This is a genomic window from Alkalicoccus saliphilus, assembly GCF_003044065.1.
In the GTDB taxonomy this organism is placed as follows: domain Bacteria; phylum Bacillota; class Bacilli; order Bacillales; family Salisediminibacteriaceae; genus Alkalicoccus; species Alkalicoccus saliphilus.
Genome location: NZ_PZJJ01000018.1, coordinates 19072 through 37546, shown reverse-complemented (window position 1 = coordinate 37546; position 18475 = coordinate 19072). Strand labels below are relative to the sequence as shown.

Here is an 18475-nt window from a genome sequence, read left to right as displayed (position 1 = left end):
CATGCCAAGAGAGTTCTCCTTAGAAAAGACACGTAACATTGGTATCATGGCTCACATTGACGCTGGTAAGACAACAGCGACTGAGCGTATTCTTTTCTACACAGGACGTATCCATAAAATTGGTGAAACTCACGACGGCGGCTCCCAGATGGACTGGATGGAGCAGGAGCAGGAGCGTGGGATCACAATTACGTCTGCAGCAACAACAGCACAGTGGGAAGGTCACCGTATCAACATCATCGATACTCCGGGACACGTAGACTTCACAGTAGAAGTAGAACGTTCCCTTCGTGTACTTGATGGTGCAGTAGCGGTACTTGACGCACAGTCCGGTGTTGAACCACAGACGGAAACAGTATGGCGTCAGGCTACCACCTACGGCGTACCTCGTATCGTATTTGTCAACAAGATGGACAAGCTCGGCGCTGACTTCATCTACTCCCTTGGAACGCTTCAGGACCGCCTTGGTGCGAATGCAGCAGCAGTTCAGCTTCCTATTGGAGCGGAAGACGATTTCGAAGGCATCATCGATCTGATCGATATGCAGGCGTTCTTCTACCTTGATGACCTCGGTCAGCGCAGTGAATCACGTGAAATTCCGGAAGAGTACAAAGCTCAGGCGGAAGAGTACCGTGAAAAGCTGATCGAAGCTGTCTCCGACTTTGATGAAGATCTAATGATGCTTTATCTTGAAGGAGAAGAAATTGATAACCCTACTTTGAAGAAAGCAATCCGTAAAGCAACAAACAGCGTGGAATTCTACCCTGTTTTCTGTGGATCAGCCTTCAAAAACAAAGGTGTTCAGCTTCTCATCGACGGAGTAGTGGACTACCTTCCAGCACCGACAGACGTTGCTGCGATCGAAGGACACCTTCCGGAATCTGAGGAAAGAGTTGTCCGCCCGGCGGATGACAAAGAACCTTTCTCTGCTCTTGCCTTTAAGGTAGCAACAGACCCTTACGTTGGTAAGCTTACATTCTTCCGTGTCTACTCTGGTACGGTCGATGCAGGTTCCTACGTAGTCAACTCTTCCAAAGGCAAGCGTGAGCGCATGGGTCGTATTCTGCAGATGCACGCCAACCACCGTGAAGAAATCCCAACATGCTACGCAGGGGATATCGCGGCAGGTGTCGGCCTGAAGGATACTTCCACAGGTGATACTCTATGTGACGAAAAGAATCTTGTTATTCTTGAGTCCATGGAATTCCCTGAGCCGGTTATCCACCTTTCCGTAGAGCCTGCTTCTAAAGCAGACCAGGATAAAATGGGTATGGCACTTGCAAAGCTTGCAGAGGAAGACCCGACATTCCGTACGCACACAGACGAAGAAACAGGCCAGACTATCATCGGTGGTATGGGTGAGCTTCACCTTGACATCATCGTTGACCGTCTTAAGCGTGAATTCAAAGTCGGTGCAAATGTTGGTGCTCCACAGGTATCCTACCGTGAAACAATCCGCGAAGGTGCGAAGTGTGAAGGTAAATTTGTCCGTCAGTCCGGTGGACGCGGTCAGTTCGGTCACGTATGGATTGAATTCACTCCAAACGATGAAGGTGCCGGATTCGAATTTATCGATAACGTCGTCGGCGGTGTTGTACCACGTGAATATATCAACTCTGTTGAGCAGGGTGTAAAAGAATCTCTTGATAACGGACTTCTTGCCGGCTACCCGATGGTAGACGTAAAGGCTCGTCTGTTCGATGGTTCCTACCACGATGTCGACTCCAACGAGATGGCATTTAAGGTAGCAGCTTCCATGGCATTCAAAGAGGCGAAGAACCGGTGTAAGCCTGTCCTTCTTGAGCCTATTATGAAAGTCGAAGTTGTTATTCCGGAAGAATACATGGGCGATATCATGGGTGACATTACGTCACGCCGCGGCCGTGTAGAAGGTATGGAAGCACGCGGTAACGCGCAGACAGTTAAAGCAATGGTTCCACTTGCTGAAATGTTCGGCTATGCGACTTCTCTTCGTTCCAACACGCAGGGACGCGGCCAGTATTCCATGCACTTCGACCATTATGAAGAAGTTCCTAAGAGTATTTCTGAAGAAATTGTTAAAAAAGCGTCCGGCCAGTAAACCGGCAATTGTCAGGCAAGACTTTTTGTTGTAAGCTAGGGAAGGTGATGAACCAGCTTCTTCACCTTCGCTTAGATATAAAAAATAAATTAACTATATGTAAGGAGGATTTCGATCATGGGAAAAGAAAAATTTGATCGTTCCAAAACGCATGCCAATATCGGTACAATCGGACACGTTGACCACGGTAAAACAACGTTGACTGCAGCAATTACTTTTGTACTTCACAAAAAATCTGGTAAAGGTACAGCTATGGCGTATGACCAGATCGACGGAGCGCCGGAAGAGCGCGAGCGTGGAATCACTATTTCCACTGCACACGTTGAGTATGAAACAGACACTCGTCACTATGCACACGTTGACTGCCCAGGGCACGCTGACTATGTTAAAAACATGATCACTGGTGCTGCTCAGATGGACGGAGCTATTCTTGTAGTATCCGCAGCTGACGGCCCAATGCCACAGACTCGTGAGCACATCCTGCTTTCCCGTCAGGTTGGGGTACCTTCTATCGTAGTATTCCTTAACAAGACGGACCAGGTTGACGACGAAGAGCTTCTTGAGCTTGTAGAAATGGAAGTACGTGAACTTCTTTCTGAGTACGACTTCCCTGGCGATGACATCCCAGTTATCAAAGGTTCTGCACTTAAAGCACTTGAAGGTGACGAAGAGCAGCAGCAGAATATCCTTGACCTCATGCAGGCAGTAGATGACTACATCCCAACTCCTGACCGTGACAAGGACAAGCCATTCATGATGCCTGTAGAGGACGTATTCTCTATCACAGGCCGTGGTACAGTAGCAACTGGACGAGTTGAGCGTGGACAGCTTAACGTTGGTGACGAAGTTGAGATCATTGGTCTTTCTGAAAAGCCATCCAAAACTACTGTAACTGGTGTAGAAATGTTCCGTAAGCTTCTTGACTATGCTGAAGCTGGTGACAACATCGGTGCGCTCCTTCGTGGTGTATCCCGTGACGACATCAACCGTGGTCAGGTTCTTGCGAAGCCAGGAACTATCACTCCACACACAAAGTTCAAAGCGGAAGTTTATGTTCTTTCAAAAGAAGAAGGTGGACGTCACACTCCATTCTTCACTAACTACCGCCCCCAGTTCTACTTCCGTACTACGGACGTAACTGGTGTTACTCATCTTCCTGAAGGCGTAGAAATGGTTATGCCTGGGGACAACGTTGAGATGACAGTTGAACTTATTTCACCAATCGCGATCGAAGAGGGAACTAAGTTCTCTATCCGTGAAGGTGGACGTACAGTTGGAGCTGGCGTTGTAGCAAACATCATGGAGTAGTATTTACTCTTCTGAAGCCGAGCGAATTATCGCTCGGCTTTTTTTTGTGTTCTGGAGAGTGGGGCCGGTACTGTCGTTTTTTTTTCCGGTAATACGCATAAGGAGGCTGCTGATTAATCCTGAGGGTGGAATGATTAATTTCAGAGGGATTGGTCTATATAATGACAGTAAATTTTTTATAATGATTAAACAGGCAGCTGATGATCAAAAGTAGACATATAAAGTTTAAAAGTCCATCTATCATGATTAAAGTGCTCCTCTTAATGATTAATCATTCCATATTCTCAGGAGTCCTCCTCCCTCTTCAAAAATATTTCCAAACAAACGTTCTCTTATTAGTGGAAATATTAGTAAAATAAAGCTATAATCAAGTCATCTACACAATGAAGGAGTGGAGAAGGTGACTAACGATGTAGAGAAGCCGCTTTACCTGGAGCAGTACGAGGCACTCCTGCGCCGGCTGCCCGAAAGACATCCGAAATATGCCAGAGCATCAGCAGATTACCAAAAATACGCAGCAGGTTTTCAGGGTGAGGAGAACCTGACGTATACCCTCGCAATGCTTAACCTACATAAAGAAGCTTTTATACGAAGAGGTCTCCGTTTAAAAAGCGTTTCAAACGATTATTATTTTCAAATTGACCTGCTGATTGTAACCCCCTGTTTTCTTTACATAGGGGAAGTGAAAAATTATTCAGGGGAGCTGCTTTTTGAGCCTCATTACGGGCAGGTCACTCAAATAAAAGGGGAGACGACAGCAACTTTCCCCTGCCCGCTTCAGCAGGGAAGACGTCAGGCCCGTCAGTTGACCACGTGGCTGGAACAGCACGGAATCAAACAACTTCCCGTGCATTCCCACGTTCTCCTTGCGAATCCCCGCACAAGAATATCGGCAGAAAAACAGATTACTGATCTTTATCATGCAGCCCTTCTTCCGGAAATACTGGATTCTCTCTGTTTGAATCATACGAAGCGGGTACTGACTAAAAAGCAGATTGTTGGACTTGAGAAACTTTTTGCAAAAGAAAATGTCGAAGGAACTTATTCTCTACTAGAAAAATATGACCTGAGACCTCAGGAAATTCTTCAGTCCATAACCTGTCCTTCGTGCAGTTCCCGCTTACTGAAAAGAAGGAGAGGAGGATGGGACTGTACAGCCTGCGGCAGTAAAAAACAGCTTCTGCACGTCGAAGCCCTGCGTGATCTGGCTCTTCTTTATACAGATTTTCACCCCCTGGGTATGTACCGTATCTTACTCGGTCACATTTCTGTTAATACGGCCCGGAAGCTGCTGGATCCTTATGTAACGGTGAAAGGAAATAGAAGGAGCAGAGAATATAAAGTAGTTCTGGAAAAATTTCAATAACTGTACTGCCGGTCCGCTCATGGGCCGGCAGCTTTTTTGTACTTGAGTAATGATTAATCGGCGGCGGGTAATGATTGATTCTCCTGAAAAAGAGGAGACAGGTGATTAAAAACACCTCTATAATGATTAAAACTTCCACTGATGACAAATGAGCCGTTTATAAAGTTTAAACAGCGTCTATAATGATTAAAGATGCTCTTATAATGATTAAAAGACGCCACGAGCGAACGCACGGCTCTTGTTTTCACCGCCCGACTGATGCGCCCGGTGGTCTAAAAATAACGAGTTTCTTCTATAGTATTGTATTGCTGCAGAAGAGCCGCCTGCTAACCCGCTTACAAGCTGCAGCACTGCTTCTCTGGGACAATTGATGAGAATTTTTCATGCCCCCTTGAAATTCCGGGAGGCGGCTTGTATAATATTCAAAGTGTGACCGTAGAAATGTTGAAAAAAAGATTGCGTGTACCGGAGGAATCCTGTATACTATCTAATGTTGGTCACAAAAAGGCTTAGATCTGGAAGGTTGCCGACACACCCGAGCCCGTTGCCATGGATCGGGGGTGGGGAAATTTCCGGGGAGCAAGTCTATTTCCGATAATGGGCGAAAAAGGAGGTAACAAAATGGCAAAGCAAAAAATTCGTATTCGATTGAAAGCTTATGATCACCGTGTACTTGATGCATCTGCAGAAAAAATTGTTGAAACAGCAAAACGATCAGGTGCCGGCATTACTGGTCCAGTACCGCTTCCAACAGAGCGTTCTGTCTACACAGTACTTCGTGCCGTGCACAAATACAAAGATGCTCGCGAACAGTTCGAAATGCGCACTCATAAGCGTCTGATCGACATCGTTGAGCCAACGCCGCAGACAGTTGATGCGCTTATGCGTCTCGATCTTCCATCCGGCGTAGATATCGAAATCAAGCTTTAATTTTTGATAAATATAAATTAAAAATATTAATTACAGGAGGTGTGACGGATGACCAAAGGAATCTTAGGAAAGAAACTAGGCATGACGCAGATTTTCAGCGAAACTGGTGAAGCATTACCGGTGACAGTGATTCAGGCAGAGCCTAACGTTGTTCTTCAGAAGAAGACGGTTGAAGGAGAAGGCTATGAAGCTGTTCAGCTTGGTGCATTTGACAAAAAAGGGAGTGCACAGAGAAAGCCTGCAAAAGGTCACGCTGAAAAAGCGCAGACAACTCCTAAGCGCTTCGTGAAGGAAGTCCGCGACGCTGAAACAGCGGAACTAGAGGTTGGTCAGGAAATTAAGGTAGACGTCTTTGCAGAGGGAGATGTGGTTGACGTAACCGGGCAGTCCAAAGGTAAAGGATTCCAGGGTGCGATCAAACGCCACAATCAGTCCCGCGGACCAATGACTCACGGTTCCCACTACCATCGTTCCCCAGGTTCAATGGGTCCTGTTGACCCGAACCACGTACGGCCTGGTAAGCTACTTCCAGGACGCATGGGCGGCGAAACGGTAACGATTCAGAATCTTGAAGTCGTAAAAGTAGATACAGAGCGCAATGTTCTTCTAATCAAAGGGAATGTCCCTGGAGCGAAGAAAAGCTTTGTAACAGTTCAATCAGCAACTAAAGCTGAATAATTTCGGATAAGAAAGGAGGAGCCCCGATGCCTAAAGTAACTTTGTATAAACAAGATGGCTCTCAAGCAGGCGATATCGAGCTTGCAGAAGGCGTATTCGGTATTGAACCAAACGAAAGCGTACTTTACGACGCAGTGATTATGCAGCAAGCATCACGCCGTCAAGGTACACATTCAACAAAAAACCGCTCAGAAGTACGCGGCGGTGGAGCGAAGCCTTGGCGTCAAAAAGGTACAGGCCGTGCCCGTCATGGTTCCACACGTTCCCCAATCTGGGTAGGCGGTGGAGTAGCTTTCGGTCCTACACCACGTAACTACGGCTACAAGCTTCCTAAGAAGCAGCGCCGTCTGGCACTAAAATCAGCACTATCTTCCAAAGTAAAGGATGAAAACATCCTTGTTGTTGATGCACTAAGTTTTGAAGCTCCAAAAACGAAGGAAATGAAAGCAGTTCTTGCCGGCCTATCGGCAACAACAAAAACGCTTATCGTAACAGCGGACGAAAATGAAGCAGTTGCTCTTTCCGCCCGTAACCTTCCAGGAGTAAAATCCGTGAAAGCAGCGAATGTGAACGTACTTGATCTTCTCGCCCACGAGAAACTCGTTATCACACAGGATGCTGTTAAACAGGTAGAGGAGGTGCTTGCATAATGGCAAACGCAAGAGATATTATTAAGCGCCCGATCATCACGGAACGTTCTGCAGACCTTATGGCTGAAAAGAAGTACACATTTGAAGTAGATCCCCGCGCAACTAAGCCGCAGGTTAAATCTGCTGTTGAGGAAATCTTCGGTGTGGAAGTCGTGAACGTTAACACGATGAACTATAAAGGGAAATTCAAGCGTTTCGGCCGTCACAGCGGCTACACTCGCAAGCGCAAAAAAGCAATTGTTGAGCTCTCAGCGGACAGCAAAGAACTAGAATTCTTTGAAGGTGCGTAAACATTTTTTAGAGAAGGAGGGAAAAGCTCATGGCTATTAAAAAGTATAAACCGACCACGAACGGCCGCCGTTTTATGACGTCACTGGACTTTCAGGAACTGACTACAGACCAGCCTGAACGTTCACTTCTGACGCCACTTTCTAAAAAGGCCGGCCGTAATAACCAGGGACGTATTTCAGTGCGTCACCAGGGTGGCGGACACAAGCGTCAATACCGTGTAATCGACTTTAAGCGTGATAAAGATGGAATTCCAGGCCGCGTTGCTACGATCGAATACGATCCGAACCGCTCTGCGAATATCGCTCTTATCAACTACGTTGATGGGGAAAAGCGCTACATTCTTGCACCAAAAGGTCTTAAAGTAGGCACAGAAATCACTTCCGGTAAGGATGCCGATATCAAAGTAGGTAATGCTCTTCAGCTGAAGGACATTCCAGTTGGTACGATCATCCACAACATCGAGCTCCGTCCAGGAAAAGGTGGACAGCTTGTACGTTCTGCAGGAGCAGAAGCACAGGTGCTCGGCCGGGAAGACAAGTACGTTCTTGTACGTCTTCGTTCCGGTGAAACCCGCTTGATTCTTGGCACATGCCGTGCTACAGTTGGTCAGGTTGGAAACATCGAGCACGAACTTGTAAACATTGGTAAAGCTGGTCGTTCCCGCTGGATGAACCGTCGTCCAACCGTACGTGGTTCTGTTATGAACCCTAGCGATCACCCACACGGTGGTGGTGAAGGACGAGCGCCAATCGGACGTCCATCTCCAGTTTCTCCTTGGGGTCAGCCTACGCTTGGCTACAAGACACGTAAGAAAAACAAAGACACTGACAAATATATTGTACGTGGACGCAAGAAAAAGAAAAAATAACGGGATTGTCCTACGGTTCTCTGGCAGAACCGTAGCGCAGTCGCGAAGGGAGGTACCATTATGGGTCGCAGCTTAAAAAAGGGACCTTTTGTAGATGATCACCTTATGAAAAAGGTGGAAGCTCAGGGCGAAACGAGTGATAAGAGAGTTATCAAGACGTGGTCCCGCCGCTCTACAATTTTCCCACAGTTCATCGGGCATACGATTGCAGTTTATGATGGTCGTAAGCACGTGCCGGTTTACATTCAAGAAGACATGGTTGGACACAAGCTTGGTGAATTTGCACCAACGCGTACGTACAAAGGCCACGCTTCTGACGATAGAAAAACACGACGCTAAATAGAGAGGGGAGGTACTGATCATGGAAGCTAAAGCAGTTGCAAAACAAGTGCGTATTGCTCCTCGCAAAGCTCGTCTGGTCGTAGACCTGATCCGTGGAAAAGAAGTAGGAGAAGCAATCTCCATCCTTAACCACACGCCGAAGAAAGCATCCCCTGTGGTGGAGAAGCTTTTAAATTCAGCTATTGCGAACGCAGAGCATAACTACGAAATGGAGCCGGACAACCTGGTTGTCGATCAAATTTTCGTAGACGAAGGAATTACACTTAAAAGATTCCGTCCACGTGCACAGGGACGTGCGAGCCGGATCAATAAACGAACGAGCCACATTACAGTGGTGCTAACTGAGAAGAAGGAGGGATAAGTGTGGGTCAGAAAATAAATCCTATCGGACTACGTGTCGGTGTTATCCGCGACTGGGAATCCAAGTGGTTCGCTGACAAAGACTATGCTGATCTGCTTCACGAAGACATCAGAATTCGTGATTACCTGGAGAAGCGTTTAGTAGAAGCTTCCGTTTCCACGATTGAAATCGAACGCGCGGCTAACCGTGTGAACGTTACGATCTATACTGCAAAACCGGGAATGGTTATTGGTAAGGGTGGTTCTGAAGTGGAAGCACTTCGTAAAGCTCTTAACAAACTTACCGGCAAGCGTGTACACATCAATATCAACGAAATCAAAAAGCCGGATCTTGACGCTACGCTCGTATCTCAAAACATTGCCCGACAGCTGGAAAGCCGTATTTCTTTCCGACGCGCAATGAAGCAGTCTATGCAGCGCACAATGCGTTCCGGTGCTAAAGGAATCAAAACTCAGGTTTCCGGCCGACTCGGCGGAGCTGATATTGCACGAGATGAACATTACAGCGAAGGAACTGTACCGCTTCACACTCTACGGGCTGACATCGACTATGGTACTGCAGAAGCAGATACTACGTACGGTAAGCTCGGCGTGAAGACATGGATCTACAAAGGGGAAGTCCTTCCGACTAAAGGAACGAACGAACAGGAAGGAGGAAATTAATCATGCTAATGCCTAAACGTGTAAAATACCGTCGTGAGCATCGTGGTAAGATGCGTGGACGTGCAAAAGGCGGCACAGAAGTAACATTCGGTGAATATGGTCTTCAGGCTCTTGAAGCTTCGTGGATCACAAACCGTCAGATTGAAGCTGCCCGTATCGCTATGACCCGTTACATGAAGCGTGGCGGTAAAGTATGGATTAAAATTTTCCCGGACAAGCCATACACTGCAAAGCCTCTTGAAGTCCGAATGGGTTCCGGTAAAGGTTCTCCTGAAGGATGGGTGGCAGTTGTTAAGCCTGGGAAAGTTATGTTTGAAATCGCAGGTGTATCCGAAGAAGTAGCGCGCGAAGCTCTTCGTCTGGCATCACACAAACTGCCGATCAGAACAAAAGTGATTAAACGAGAAGAAGTGGGTGGTGACGCAAATGAAAGCTAATGAAATCCGCAACCTAACCACTGCTGAAATTGAACAAAAAGCTGTTTCTCTTAAAGAAGAGCTTTTCAACCTTCGCTTTCAGCTTGCGACCGGACAGCTCGATAACCCGGCCCGTATTCGTGAAGTTAAGAAAGCTATTGCACGAGCAAAGACAGTTTTACGCGAACGCGAACTCGGAATCGCGGGCGAATAGTCTTGAGAGGAGGTCTTACCGTGGAAGATAGAAATAATCGTAAGAGCTATGTAGGTCGTGTAACATCCGACAAAATGGATAAGACAATTACCGTGGTAGCTGAAACTTACAAGATGCACCCGCTTTACGGCAAACGCGTGAAGCATACGAAGAAATATAAAGCGCACGATGAAAACAACACTGCAAAAGTGAATGACGTCGTTCGCATTATGGAAACTCGACCGCTATCTAAGGATAAGCGATTCCGCCTTGTGGAAGTAGTAGAAGAGGCCGTAATTATCTAACCAGACATTATGTTTGCTTACCTGAAGGGAGGTAAAGGAATCTATGATTCAACAGGAAAGCCGTTTAAAAGTTGCTGATAACTCCGGTGCCCGTGAGGTGCTCTGCATTAAAGTACTTGGTGGAACCGGCCGTAAGACTGCGAACATCGGTGATGTAATCGTCTGCTCTGTAAAGCAGGCAACACCTGGTGGCGTTGTCAAGAAAGGTGAAGTTGTACGCGCGGTTATTGTACGCTCAAAGAGCGGTGCACGCCGTAACGATGGATCTTATATCAAGTTCGACGAAAACGCAGCGGTTATCGTACGTGATGATAAGAGCCCAAGAGGAACTCGTATCTTTGGACCAGTTGCACGTGAACTCCGTGAAAACAAGTTCATGAAGATCGTTTCTCTTGCTCCAGAAGTACTTTAATTCATGCCATATATCGATAAAGACCGAGTAAAGAGGAGGTGCCCTCATGTCCCAACAAGTGAAATTGCACGTTAAAAAGGGAGATACCGTAAAAGTCATCTCCGGTAAGGACAAAGGCCAAGAAGGAAAAATTCTTGAAGCTTATCCGACAAAATCACGTGTTCTTGTGGAAGGCGTCAACATGGTAAAGAAGCATGCCAAGCCATCACAATCCAATCCACAAGGTGGAATTCTTAACCAGGAAGCGCCTATTCACGTATCCAACGTAATGGTTGTCGACCCATCTACGAACGAGCCGACGCGTGTAGGATTCAAGACCGATGAAAACGGAAAAAAAGTACGCATTGCTAAAAAGTCCGGCGAAACTCTCGACAAGTAAATGCCGGTTGCTGAAAGGAGGTCCACTTAATGAGCCGTCTGAAAGAACAATACAACAAGGAGATTACTCCTTCCCTAAAAGATAAATTCGATTACTCTTCCGTTATGGAAGTGCCAAAGATTGAGAAAATCGTTGTGAACATGGGTGTCGGTGACGCTGTACAGAACTCTAAAGTTCTTGATAAAGCAGTAGAAGAGCTGACTCAGATTACTGGTCAGAAGCCGATCGTTACAAAAGCTAAAAAATCCATCGCAGGATTTAAAGTACGTGAAGGCATGCCTATCGGAGCGAAAGTTACTCTCCGCGGTGAGCGCATGTACGATTTCCTCGACAAGCTTGTCTCTGTATCTCTTCCACGTGTACGTGACTTCCGAGGGGTATCAAAGAAAGCATTTGATGGCCGCGGCAACTATACACTGGGTGTTAAAGAACAGCTTATCTTTCCGGAAATCAACTACGATAACGTAGATAAAGTCCGGGGTATGGATATTGTTGTTGTTACAACTGCAGGCACTGATGAAGAAGCACGCGAACTGCTTACACAGTTTGGCATGCCGTTCCAGAAATAATACTCTGAAAGAAGAGAGGAGTGTAGACCTTGGCGAAAAAATCAATGGTCGCAAAACAGAAGCGTACGAAAAAGTTTGCTGTACAAGAGTACACTCGCTGCGAAAAGTGCGGACGTCCGCATAGTGTTCTTCGCAAGTTCAAACTTTGCCGTATCTGCTTCCGGGATCTTGCACACAAAGGTCAAATTCCGGGCGTTAAAAAAGCTAGCTGGTAATTCCGTTTAAAGGAAGGAGGTAAATACGATGGTCATGACAGATCCTATTGCTGACATGCTGACTCGCATCCGTAATGCGAATCTAGTACGTCACACAAGCTTGGAGCTTCCAGCTTCAAACATGAAAAAAGAAATTGCAGACATCCTCAAGCGCGAAGGTTTTATCCGCGACTACGAGGCAGTTGAAGATAGCAAGCAGGGTGTACTACGCCTTTTCCTTAAGTATGGTGCCAATAACGAGAAGGTTATCACCGGCCTTAAGAAAATCAGTAAGCCAGGCCTGCGCGTTTACGCGAAATCCGATGAGGTACCACGTGTACTCGGAGGACTCGGTATTGCAATCATTTCGTCTTCAAGCGGCGTCATCACTGATAAAGAAGCCCGTCAGAAAAAAGTCGGCGGCGAAGTAATCGCATACGTCTGGTAATAAATAACGTAAGAGAACGGAGGTGTCACGTATGTCCCGAATTGGTTTAAAGCCTATTGAAATTCCATCTGGAGTTGAATTAAAGCTTGACGGCACTAAGGTGACGGTTAAAGGCCCTAAAGGGGAACTAAGCCGTAACATCCACCACGACATGACTGTTAAGCAGGAAGATAATATCATCACAGTTGAGCGCCCATCCGACCATAAGGATCACCGCGCGCTGCACGGTACAACACGCAGCATGATCAATAACATGATCGAAGGTGTTTCCCAGGGTTTCCAAAAGAACCTTGAGCTCGTTGGGGTTGGTTACCGTGCGCAGAAAACCGGTAATAAGGTTGTCCTTAACGTCGGCCTTTCCCACCCGGTTGAATTCGTAGAGGAAAACGGCCTCGAAATCGACGTTCCTTCCAACACGAAAATCACTGTCAGAGGTATCGACAAGGAGAGCGTTGGAGCCCTTGCTTCCAACATCCGTGCTGTACGTATCCCAGAGCCTTACAAAGGCAAAGGTATCCGTTACGAAGGCGAGTATGTTCGTCGTAAAGAAGGTAAGACAGGTAAATAAATCCTGAATAACGGAAGAAAGGAATGACGTTCGATGATCACGAAGAATTCTAAGAACGAGGTACGTAAGAAAAGACATGCCCACGTTCGTCGTTCGATCACAGGTACTGCTGAACGTCCCCGTCTGAATGTTTTCCGTTCTAATAAGCACATCAATGCCCAGCTGATTGACGACGTCGCAGGCGTTACAATCGCTGGTGCTTCCAGCTTAGATAAAGAACTTGGGTTAGAAAACGGCGGGAACAAAGACGCAGCTCGTCAAGTCGGCGAACTTGTGGCGAAACGTGCCCTTGAACAAGGCAAAGAAACAGTCGTATTTGACCGCGGAGGCTACCTCTACCACGGTCGTGTCAAAGAACTTGCAGATGCTGCCCGCGAAGCTGGTCTGAAGTTTTAATTGAAGCAATAAAGGAGGGAAACACATTGCGTATCGATGCAAGCAAACTTGAAATTGAAGAGCGCGTGGTTACAGTCAACCGCGTAGCCAAAGTTGTAAAAGGTGGACGCCGCTTCCGCTTCGCAGCACTAGTTGTTGTAGGCGACAAGAACGGCCACGTTGGATTTGGCATGGGTAAGGCACTTGAGGTCCCGGAAGCGATCCGTAAAGCAATCGAGGACGGCAAGAAAAACCTTATTAAAGTGCCGATGCAGGGAACATCCATCCCTCACCAGATCACTGGAGAATTCGGAGCTGGAAGCGTACTTCTCAAGCCCGCTTCTGAAGGTACAGGAGTTATTGCCGGCGGACCGGTCCGTGCGGTACTCGAGCTTGCTGGTGTAGGTGACATCCTTTCGAAGTCCCTAGGTTCAAACAACCCTATTAACATGGTACGTGCAACACTTCAGGGTCTTGAAAGCCTGAAAAGCCCGGAACAAGTTGCAAAACTACGCGGCAAATCTGTTGAAGAGTTGCTAGGTTAAGGAGGGAATTGGCATGGCGAAGAAATTAGAAATTACCCTCACACGCAGCCTTATCGGACGTCCGGAAGAGCAGCGTGTTACTGTGAAGACCCTCGGTCTTGGCAAAATGAACAGCAAAGTTGTTCAAGAGGATAACGATGCAATGCGCGGAATGGTAAACAAAGTTTCCCATCTCGTCAGCGTAAAAGAAATCGACGCATAATTAGAAAACCCTGAGGAGGTGTCAACATGCAACTTCACGAACTAAAACCTGCTGAAGGTTCCCGTAACCAGAAGCGTAAGCGTAAAGGCCGTGGTGTCGGTACTGGTAATGGTAAAACAGCCGGACGCGGGCACAAAGGTCAAAACGCGCGTTCCGGCGGCGGTGTTCGCCCAGGTTTCGAAGGTGGGCAGATGCCTATTTTCCGACGTCTTCCAAAGCGAGGATTTAAGAACCCGAACCGTACAGAGTACGCTGTCGTGAACCTGGATACACTCAACCGTTTCGAAGACGGAACAGAAGTATCCCCGGCTCAGCTTGTAGAGTCCGGTGTGGTGAAAAACGAGCGTGACGGTATCAAAGTTCTAGGAAACGGAACGCTGGAGCGTAAGCTTACAGTAAAGGCCAACAAGTTTTCCGGATCCGCAAAGGAAGCTATCGAAGCTGCCGGAGGAACTGCTGAAGAAGTATAATGTCCGAATGAGCTTTTCATCTTTCGATCAGGCGGCGAAAAGCAGCATGCTTTTCCGCCCAGCGATGTGAATCGTCTTTCGAATCGGTGCCGCTTCTCCTTGCCGGAAGGGAACATTAAAGTGATGAACTTCGGCGGGGCGGGGAACGCCACTGGCGGAGGTGCCTTCAGGAATTTCTCGATCTTTGCGGCAGAAATAATGCCTACAGTGCAGCATCGGCTGAGAAATCTCCGCTGCTGTCCCTGTTCAGGGGATGCAGGTCGCAAAAAGCTAGCACAAGTGACAGGATTAGGACGATGGTGATTACGTTTCCGGGCTCTCCCTTTTTTCTGAGTTACAGAAAAAGGACAAACAGGGGAACGGATCCCAATTCTTATCTTTGCTGGGATTGCTGCTGGGATTCCGAATGGAGTTAACCATATAATGTAACTCAATTCGAAGGCGCAGGAGATGCCTTGTTCAAAAACATCGTTGCTGTGCTTAGTCAGCACTGCTCGTTGTAGGAGTTATTTTTGTTACAGCAAGCCCCTGAAAACACACTTGATCAAGTACACCAGGCGATTAGCTGCCGGGCAGCTGCAGGAGAAATCCTGCCTGCCGGTTCAGGCGAGTAGTCCGTATACGGCTGACTCCCTGGAATCTGTCCCGGGAATACGATGCAGTAAGACATCAGGAGTAACCTCTATCGTTTGATTTCGCCGGAGCTAAATTCCTGGCAACCGTCTCAATCCGTACTGTTATTTCTCTGGAAAAAACAGTGCCTGTTTCAGTGCGAGGCACGAAAGGGAATGGATTACTGATCGTTGTTGGTGTCCTATATGACACATTGAAACACATGGAGAATCAGCTGAAGACGAAAAAATCGATGGAGGGAAGATAACTATGAATCTTATTCTTATGGGACTTCCGGGTGCCGGAAAAGGTACTCAGGCAGATAAAATCGTTGAAAAGTACGGTGTGCCCCACATTTCCACGGGAGACATGTTCCGTGCGGCAATTAAAAATGAAACAGAACTCGGACTAAAGGCAAAAGCTTATATGGACGAGGGGGCACTCGTGCCGGACGAAGTCACGATCGGTATTGTCCGTGAACGACTGAGTCAGGACGACTGCAAAAAAGGCTTCCTTCTGGACGGTTTTCCACGTACAGTAGCTCAGGCTTCTGCACTGGAAATCATGCTTCAGGAAATGGAACGCAGCCTGGATCACGTAGTATATATCAAGGTACCTAAAGAGGATCTGTTCAAGCGTCTGACAGGCCGCTGGATCTGCCCGACCTGCGGTACTGCCTACCACGAGCAGTTTAATCCTCCAAAGGAAAAAGGAAAATGCGACAAAGATGGCAGCGAATTGATTCAGCGGGACGACGACAAGCCGGAAACGGTGGATAAGCGTCTTGAGGTTAACCTCGAGCAGACCAAGCCTCTCGTTGACTTTTACGAGGATAAAGGATATCTTCGTAACATTGACGGCCAGCAGGAGATCGACCAGGTATTCACAGAGGTTGATAAACTCCTTCAGGAGAGCCGTGGATGATCACAAGTAAGACATCGAAAGAGCTTGATAAACTGCGGCGGGCCGGCGAAATAGTGGCCCGTACGCATCATGAGCTGAAACAGCATATCCACCCGGGCATTACAACAAAGGAACTGGACCACATTGCAGACAGGTTTATCCGGTCTTCTGATGCGGTTCCATCTTTTAAAGGCTACCATGGCTTTACGGGGAGTATCTGTACTTCAGTAAATGAGGAATTGGTGCACGGAATACCCGGGCCCCGCGTGCTGCGCGAGGGGGATATCATCAGTATTGATATTGGAGCGCAGTATAAAGGTTACCACGGTGATTCCGCATGGACGTACGCTGTAGGCACAATTGATGCCGGTAAACAGCGGCTGCTGGACGTGACGGAAGCTTCATTATTTGAAGGCCTTTCCCACGCCGCACCGGGCAGAAGAGTAACTGATATCTCGCATGCGGTGCAGAACTATGCGGAATATTACGGCTTTTCCGTTGTCCGTGAATACACGGGCCACGGCGTAGGGAAACATCTCCACGAAGAGCCGGCTGTTCCCAACTTCGGGCCGCCTGGAAGAGGGCCCCGCCTGAAAGAAGGAATGGTGATTGCTGTCGAGCCGATGCTGAACGCCGGCAGACGCCATGTCCGCACGCTGTCCGATAACTGGACGGTCGTGACATCGGACAAATCAATGTGCGCCCATTTTGAACACACGATTGCTATTGTCGATACAGGATATGAAATTTTGACAAAAATCCCAACAGGGGATAAAGGTGGTCATTAGATGAAAGATCCTGACTCGATCCCGCGTGCCGGCGAGTTCGTGCGGATTCTTGACGGAAGAGACAAAGGCCAGTTTGCCTGTGTCATAGAAGTTCTTGACGACCGGTTCGTGCTGCTCGCCGACGGCGATAAGCGCAAAGTGGACCGGCCGAAGAAAAAGAACATTCAGCACATCGAGCGGAGCCATGTTATTGCCTCGGAAGTAAAGAACAGTATAATAGAAACAGGTCGTGTTACCAATGCAAAATTGCGCTTTGCAATTTCATCCTATATGAATGATAATTTACTGAAGGAAGGAGAGTAAATTCATGGCCAAAGAAGATGTAATCGAAGTAGAAGGAACGGTCATTGAGCCGCTTCCAAACGCAATGTTCCGAGTGGAACTGGACAACGGGCACAAAATTCTTGCCCACGTATCCGGTAAAATCCGTATGCATTATATCCGTATTCTTCCGGGAGACAAGGTCACAGTCGAATTATCTCCGTATGATCTGACTCGCGGTCGCATTACGTATCGTTATAAATAAGAAGAGGCGTTGGAATTCGTAACTCCGAATGATCAAGGAGGTAAAGAGCATGAAGGTAAGACCATCCGTCAAACCAATTTGCGAAAAGTGCAAAGTTATCCGCCGTAAAGGTACGGTTATGGTAATTTGTGAAAACCCAAAGCATAAGCAGAAGCAAGGATAAACCACAGGAGGTGTAAAGTATGGCACGTGTTGCAGGTGTCGACATTCCCCGTGATAAGCGGGTTGTCGTTTCTCTTACGTATATCTACGGAGTCGGGAAATCCCGCGCAGCGGAGATTCTTAAAGAAGCCGGCGTTTCTGAAAGTACACGAGTTCGTGATCTGACAGAAGATGAGCTCGGTAAAATCCGTGGAGTTGTAGACAATGTGAAAGTAGAAGGGGATCTTCGCCGCGAAGTTTCTCTTAACATTAAGCGTCTGATTGAAATCGGTTCTTACCGTGGTATCCGCCACCGCCGTGGACTGCCGGTTCGCGGACAGAAGACGAAGAACAATGCGCGAACTCGTAAGGGTCCTCGTCGAACAGTCGCGAATAAGAAAAAGTAAAGGAGGTAGCGGTTAATTATGGCTAAACCAAAAACGACACGCGCAAAGCGCCGTCAGCGTAAAAATATAGAAACTGGTGTGGCACACATTCGTTCCACATTCAACAACACGATCGTAACGATCACTGACACTCAGGGAAATGCAATCTCCTGGGCAAGTGCCGGAGGCCTTGGATTCAAAGGTTCCCGTAAGTCTACTCCATTCGCAGCACAGACTGCCGCAGAAGCAGCAGCTAAATCAGCAATGGACCACGGCATGAAGGAAGTGGAAGTTTCCGTTAAAGGCCCTGGTGCCGGACGTGAAGCAGCAATCCGTTCCCTGCAGGCTACTGGACTTGAAGTAAGCATGATTCGTGACGTAACGCCTGTTCCACACAACGGCTGCCGTCCACCAAAACGTCGTCGCGTATAATAAGCATGGCAGGTGATCCTGTCTGACGGGAAGAAAACTGTCTCGTCCCTCTGAGGGCGGGACTGCAGTTTCGCA

31 protein-coding genes are annotated in these 18475 nt (G+C 47.6%); all 31 read left to right on the top strand.

Annotated elements, in window-relative coordinates; translation table 11 throughout:
• Position 1 precedes the first annotated feature (1 nt).
• The 31 genes from fusA (at position 2) to rpsK (ending at position 18400) form a co-directional block, all read left to right on the top strand.
• Positions 2-2080 carry an elongation factor G gene (gene fusA, locus C6Y45_RS11250; protein WP_107585321.1) on the top strand — a complete coding sequence of 693 codons (2079 nt, stop codon included), beginning with the start codon at positions 2-4 and terminating at the stop codon, positions 2078-2080.
• 117 nt (positions 2081-2197) lie between these two features.
• Positions 2198-3388: an elongation factor Tu gene (gene tuf, locus C6Y45_RS11245; RefSeq protein WP_107585320.1), complete on the top strand. Its 1191-nt coding sequence runs from the start codon at positions 2198-2200 to the stop codon at positions 3386-3388.
• 400 nt (positions 3389-3788) lie between these two features.
• On the top strand, positions 3789-4754 hold the full coding sequence (locus tag C6Y45_RS11240; protein ID WP_107585319.1) for a nuclease-related domain-containing protein: 966 nt from the start codon (positions 3789-3791) through the stop codon (positions 4752-4754).
• A 621-nt stretch (positions 4755-5375) separates the two neighbouring features.
• Positions 5376-5684: a 30S ribosomal protein S10 gene (gene rpsJ / locus C6Y45_RS11235; RefSeq protein ID WP_107585318.1), complete on the top strand. Its 309-nt coding sequence runs from the start codon at positions 5376-5378 to the stop codon at positions 5682-5684.
• A gap of 48 nt (positions 5685-5732) precedes the next feature.
• Complete coding sequence (gene rplC, locus C6Y45_RS11230) at positions 5733-6362, top strand: 50S ribosomal protein L3 (protein ID WP_107585317.1); 630 nt, start codon at positions 5733-5735, stop codon at positions 6360-6362.
• Between the two features lie 26 nt (positions 6363-6388).
• A complete protein-coding gene (gene rplD / locus C6Y45_RS11225; RefSeq protein WP_107585316.1) occupies positions 6389-7012 on the top strand; it encodes a 50S ribosomal protein L4 in 624 nt (207 codons plus the stop codon).
• Entirely contained in the window at positions 7012-7302 is a 291-nt protein-coding gene (gene rplW, locus C6Y45_RS11220; protein WP_107585315.1) for a 50S ribosomal protein L23, read from the top strand. The genes rplD and rplW overlap by 1 nt, the downstream gene beginning before the upstream one ends.
• Positions 7303-7331: 29 nt before the next feature.
• Positions 7332-8171 (top strand): 50S ribosomal protein L2, encoded by an 840-nt coding sequence (rplB, locus tag C6Y45_RS11215; RefSeq protein WP_107585314.1) that lies wholly within the window; start codon positions 7332-7334, stop codon positions 8169-8171.
• Between the two features lie 60 nt (positions 8172-8231).
• Entirely contained in the window at positions 8232-8510 is a 279-nt protein-coding gene (gene rpsS, locus C6Y45_RS11210) for a 30S ribosomal protein S19 (RefSeq protein ID WP_107585313.1), read from the top strand.
• Positions 8511-8532: 22 nt separating this feature from the next.
• Complete coding sequence (gene rplV, locus C6Y45_RS11205; RefSeq protein ID WP_107585312.1) at positions 8533-8874, top strand: 50S ribosomal protein L22; 342 nt, start codon at positions 8533-8535, stop codon at positions 8872-8874.
• 2 nt (positions 8875-8876) lie between these two features.
• A complete protein-coding gene (rpsC, locus tag C6Y45_RS11200) occupies positions 8877-9536 on the top strand; it encodes a 30S ribosomal protein S3 (protein ID WP_107585311.1) in 660 nt (219 codons plus the stop codon).
• 2 nt (positions 9537-9538) lie between these two features.
• Complete coding sequence (gene rplP, locus C6Y45_RS11195; RefSeq protein ID WP_107585310.1) at positions 9539-9973, top strand: 50S ribosomal protein L16; 435 nt, start codon at positions 9539-9541, stop codon at positions 9971-9973.
• On the top strand, positions 9963-10166 hold the full coding sequence (gene rpmC, locus C6Y45_RS11190; RefSeq protein WP_107585309.1) for a 50S ribosomal protein L29: 204 nt from the start codon (positions 9963-9965) through the stop codon (positions 10164-10166). Before rplP ends, rpmC begins: the two co-directional genes overlap by 11 nt.
• 20 nt (positions 10167-10186) lie before the next feature.
• The gene (gene rpsQ / locus C6Y45_RS11185; RefSeq protein ID WP_107585308.1) at positions 10187-10450 is read left to right on the top strand and encodes a 30S ribosomal protein S17; all 264 of its coding nucleotides are present in this window, start codon (positions 10187-10189) and stop codon (positions 10448-10450) included.
• A gap of 43 nt (positions 10451-10493) precedes the next feature.
• Positions 10494-10862: a 50S ribosomal protein L14 gene (gene rplN, locus C6Y45_RS11180; RefSeq protein ID WP_107585307.1), complete on the top strand. Its 369-nt coding sequence runs from the start codon at positions 10494-10496 to the stop codon at positions 10860-10862.
• 64 nt (positions 10863-10926) lie between these two features.
• Positions 10927-11241 carry a 50S ribosomal protein L24 gene (rplX, locus tag C6Y45_RS11175; RefSeq protein ID WP_107585351.1) on the top strand — a complete coding sequence of 105 codons (315 nt, stop codon included), beginning with the start codon at positions 10927-10929 and terminating at the stop codon, positions 11239-11241.
• Positions 11242-11270: 29 nt separating this feature from the next.
• Positions 11271-11810, top strand: a complete 540-nt coding sequence (gene rplE / locus C6Y45_RS11170) for a 50S ribosomal protein L5 (protein ID WP_107585306.1) — start codon at positions 11271-11273, stop codon at positions 11808-11810.
• Positions 11811-11839: 29 nt separating this feature from the next.
• The gene (locus tag C6Y45_RS11165; RefSeq protein ID WP_107585305.1) at positions 11840-12025 is read left to right on the top strand and encodes a type Z 30S ribosomal protein S14; all 186 of its coding nucleotides are present in this window, start codon (positions 11840-11842) and stop codon (positions 12023-12025) included.
• 28 nt (positions 12026-12053) lie between these two features.
• Positions 12054-12452 carry a 30S ribosomal protein S8 gene (rpsH, locus tag C6Y45_RS11160; protein ID WP_107585304.1) on the top strand — a complete coding sequence of 133 codons (399 nt, stop codon included), beginning with the start codon at positions 12054-12056 and terminating at the stop codon, positions 12450-12452.
• 31 nt (positions 12453-12483) lie between these two features.
• Entirely contained in the window at positions 12484-13020 is a 537-nt protein-coding gene (rplF, locus tag C6Y45_RS11155; RefSeq protein ID WP_107585303.1) for a 50S ribosomal protein L6, read from the top strand.
• A gap of 33 nt (positions 13021-13053) precedes the next feature.
• Positions 13054-13416 (top strand): 50S ribosomal protein L18, encoded by a 363-nt coding sequence (gene rplR, locus C6Y45_RS11150; RefSeq protein ID WP_107585302.1) that lies wholly within the window; start codon positions 13054-13056, stop codon positions 13414-13416.
• Positions 13417-13442: 26 nt separating this feature from the next.
• Complete coding sequence (gene rpsE, locus C6Y45_RS11145) at positions 13443-13940, top strand: 30S ribosomal protein S5 (RefSeq protein ID WP_107585301.1); 498 nt, start codon at positions 13443-13445, stop codon at positions 13938-13940.
• Between the two features lie 13 nt (positions 13941-13953).
• Positions 13954-14142 (top strand): 50S ribosomal protein L30, encoded by a 189-nt coding sequence (rpmD, locus tag C6Y45_RS11140; protein WP_107585300.1) that lies wholly within the window; start codon positions 13954-13956, stop codon positions 14140-14142.
• Positions 14143-14168: 26 nt separating this feature from the next.
• Positions 14169-14612 (top strand): 50S ribosomal protein L15, encoded by a 444-nt coding sequence (rplO, locus tag C6Y45_RS11135; RefSeq protein ID WP_107585299.1) that lies wholly within the window; start codon positions 14169-14171, stop codon positions 14610-14612.
• Between the two features lie 882 nt (positions 14613-15494).
• Positions 15495-16148, top strand: coding sequence for an adenylate kinase (locus tag C6Y45_RS11130; protein WP_107585298.1), 654 nt, complete (start codon positions 15495-15497; stop codon positions 16146-16148).
• Entirely contained in the window at positions 16145-16915 is a 771-nt protein-coding gene (gene map / locus C6Y45_RS11125; protein WP_107585297.1) for a type I methionyl aminopeptidase, read from the top strand. The genes C6Y45_RS11130 and map overlap by 4 nt, the downstream gene beginning before the upstream one ends.
• Positions 16916-17218, top strand: a complete 303-nt coding sequence (locus C6Y45_RS11120; protein WP_107585296.1) for a KOW domain-containing RNA-binding protein — start codon at positions 16916-16918, stop codon at positions 17216-17218.
• A 4-nt stretch (positions 17219-17222) separates the two neighbouring features.
• Positions 17223-17441: a translation initiation factor IF-1 gene (gene infA, locus C6Y45_RS11115; RefSeq protein ID WP_107585295.1), complete on the top strand. Its 219-nt coding sequence runs from the start codon at positions 17223-17225 to the stop codon at positions 17439-17441.
• A 49-nt stretch (positions 17442-17490) separates the two neighbouring features.
• Entirely contained in the window at positions 17491-17604 is a 114-nt protein-coding gene (gene rpmJ / locus C6Y45_RS11110) for a 50S ribosomal protein L36 (RefSeq protein WP_003322638.1), read from the top strand.
• 19 nt (positions 17605-17623) lie between these two features.
• On the top strand, positions 17624-17989 hold the full coding sequence (rpsM, locus tag C6Y45_RS11105; RefSeq protein ID WP_107585294.1) for a 30S ribosomal protein S13: 366 nt from the start codon (positions 17624-17626) through the stop codon (positions 17987-17989).
• Positions 17990-18007: 18 nt separating this feature from the next.
• The gene (rpsK, locus tag C6Y45_RS11100) at positions 18008-18400 is read left to right on the top strand and encodes a 30S ribosomal protein S11 (RefSeq protein WP_107585293.1); all 393 of its coding nucleotides are present in this window, start codon (positions 18008-18010) and stop codon (positions 18398-18400) included.
• The last annotated feature ends 75 nt before the right edge of the window (positions 18401-18475 follow it).

Coding starts and splice junctions, on each gene's coding strand:
- rplP (WP_107585310.1), top strand. CDS start 9,539: ATGCTAATGCCTAAACGTGTAAAATACCGTCGTGAGCATCGTGGTAAG.
- rpsK (WP_107585293.1), top strand. CDS start 18,008: ATGGCTAAACCAAAAACGACACGCGCAAAGCGCCGTCAGCGTAAAAAT.
- rpsS (WP_107585313.1), top strand. CDS start 8,232: ATGGGTCGCAGCTTAAAAAAGGGACCTTTTGTAGATGATCACCTTATG.
- rpsM (WP_107585294.1), top strand. CDS start 17,624: ATGGCACGTGTTGCAGGTGTCGACATTCCCCGTGATAAGCGGGTTGTC.
- rpmC (WP_107585309.1), top strand. CDS start 9,963: ATGAAAGCTAATGAAATCCGCAACCTAACCACTGCTGAAATTGAACAA.
- rplR (WP_107585302.1), top strand. CDS start 13,054: ATGATCACGAAGAATTCTAAGAACGAGGTACGTAAGAAAAGACATGCC.
- rplO (WP_107585299.1), top strand. CDS start 14,169: ATGCAACTTCACGAACTAAAACCTGCTGAAGGTTCCCGTAACCAGAAG.
- map (WP_107585297.1), top strand. CDS start 16,145: ATGATCACAAGTAAGACATCGAAAGAGCTTGATAAACTGCGGCGGGCC.
- C6Y45_RS11120 (WP_107585296.1), top strand. CDS start 16,916: ATGAAAGATCCTGACTCGATCCCGCGTGCCGGCGAGTTCGTGCGGATT.
- rplC (WP_107585317.1), top strand. CDS start 5,733: ATGACCAAAGGAATCTTAGGAAAGAAACTAGGCATGACGCAGATTTTC.
- rplE (WP_107585306.1), top strand. CDS start 11,271: ATGAGCCGTCTGAAAGAACAATACAACAAGGAGATTACTCCTTCCCTA.
- rplB (WP_107585314.1), top strand. CDS start 7,332: ATGGCTATTAAAAAGTATAAACCGACCACGAACGGCCGCCGTTTTATG.
- rplN (WP_107585307.1), top strand. CDS start 10,494: ATGATTCAACAGGAAAGCCGTTTAAAAGTTGCTGATAACTCCGGTGCC.
- rpmJ (WP_003322638.1), top strand. CDS start 17,491: ATGAAGGTAAGACCATCCGTCAAACCAATTTGCGAAAAGTGCAAAGTT.
- tuf (WP_107585320.1), top strand. CDS start 2,198: ATGGGAAAAGAAAAATTTGATCGTTCCAAAACGCATGCCAATATCGGT.
- fusA (WP_107585321.1), top strand. CDS start 2: ATGCCAAGAGAGTTCTCCTTAGAAAAGACACGTAACATTGGTATCATG.
- rpmD (WP_107585300.1), top strand. CDS start 13,954: ATGGCGAAGAAATTAGAAATTACCCTCACACGCAGCCTTATCGGACGT.
- C6Y45_RS11130 (WP_107585298.1), top strand. CDS start 15,495: ATGAATCTTATTCTTATGGGACTTCCGGGTGCCGGAAAAGGTACTCAG.
- infA (WP_107585295.1), top strand. CDS start 17,223: ATGGCCAAAGAAGATGTAATCGAAGTAGAAGGAACGGTCATTGAGCCG.
- rpsH (WP_107585304.1), top strand. CDS start 12,054: ATGGTCATGACAGATCCTATTGCTGACATGCTGACTCGCATCCGTAAT.
- rplW (WP_107585315.1), top strand. CDS start 7,012: ATGGCAAACGCAAGAGATATTATTAAGCGCCCGATCATCACGGAACGT.
- rplD (WP_107585316.1), top strand. CDS start 6,389: ATGCCTAAAGTAACTTTGTATAAACAAGATGGCTCTCAAGCAGGCGAT.
- rplV (WP_107585312.1), top strand. CDS start 8,533: ATGGAAGCTAAAGCAGTTGCAAAACAAGTGCGTATTGCTCCTCGCAAA.
- rplF (WP_107585303.1), top strand. CDS start 12,484: ATGTCCCGAATTGGTTTAAAGCCTATTGAAATTCCATCTGGAGTTGAA.
- rpsJ (WP_107585318.1), top strand. CDS start 5,376: ATGGCAAAGCAAAAAATTCGTATTCGATTGAAAGCTTATGATCACCGT.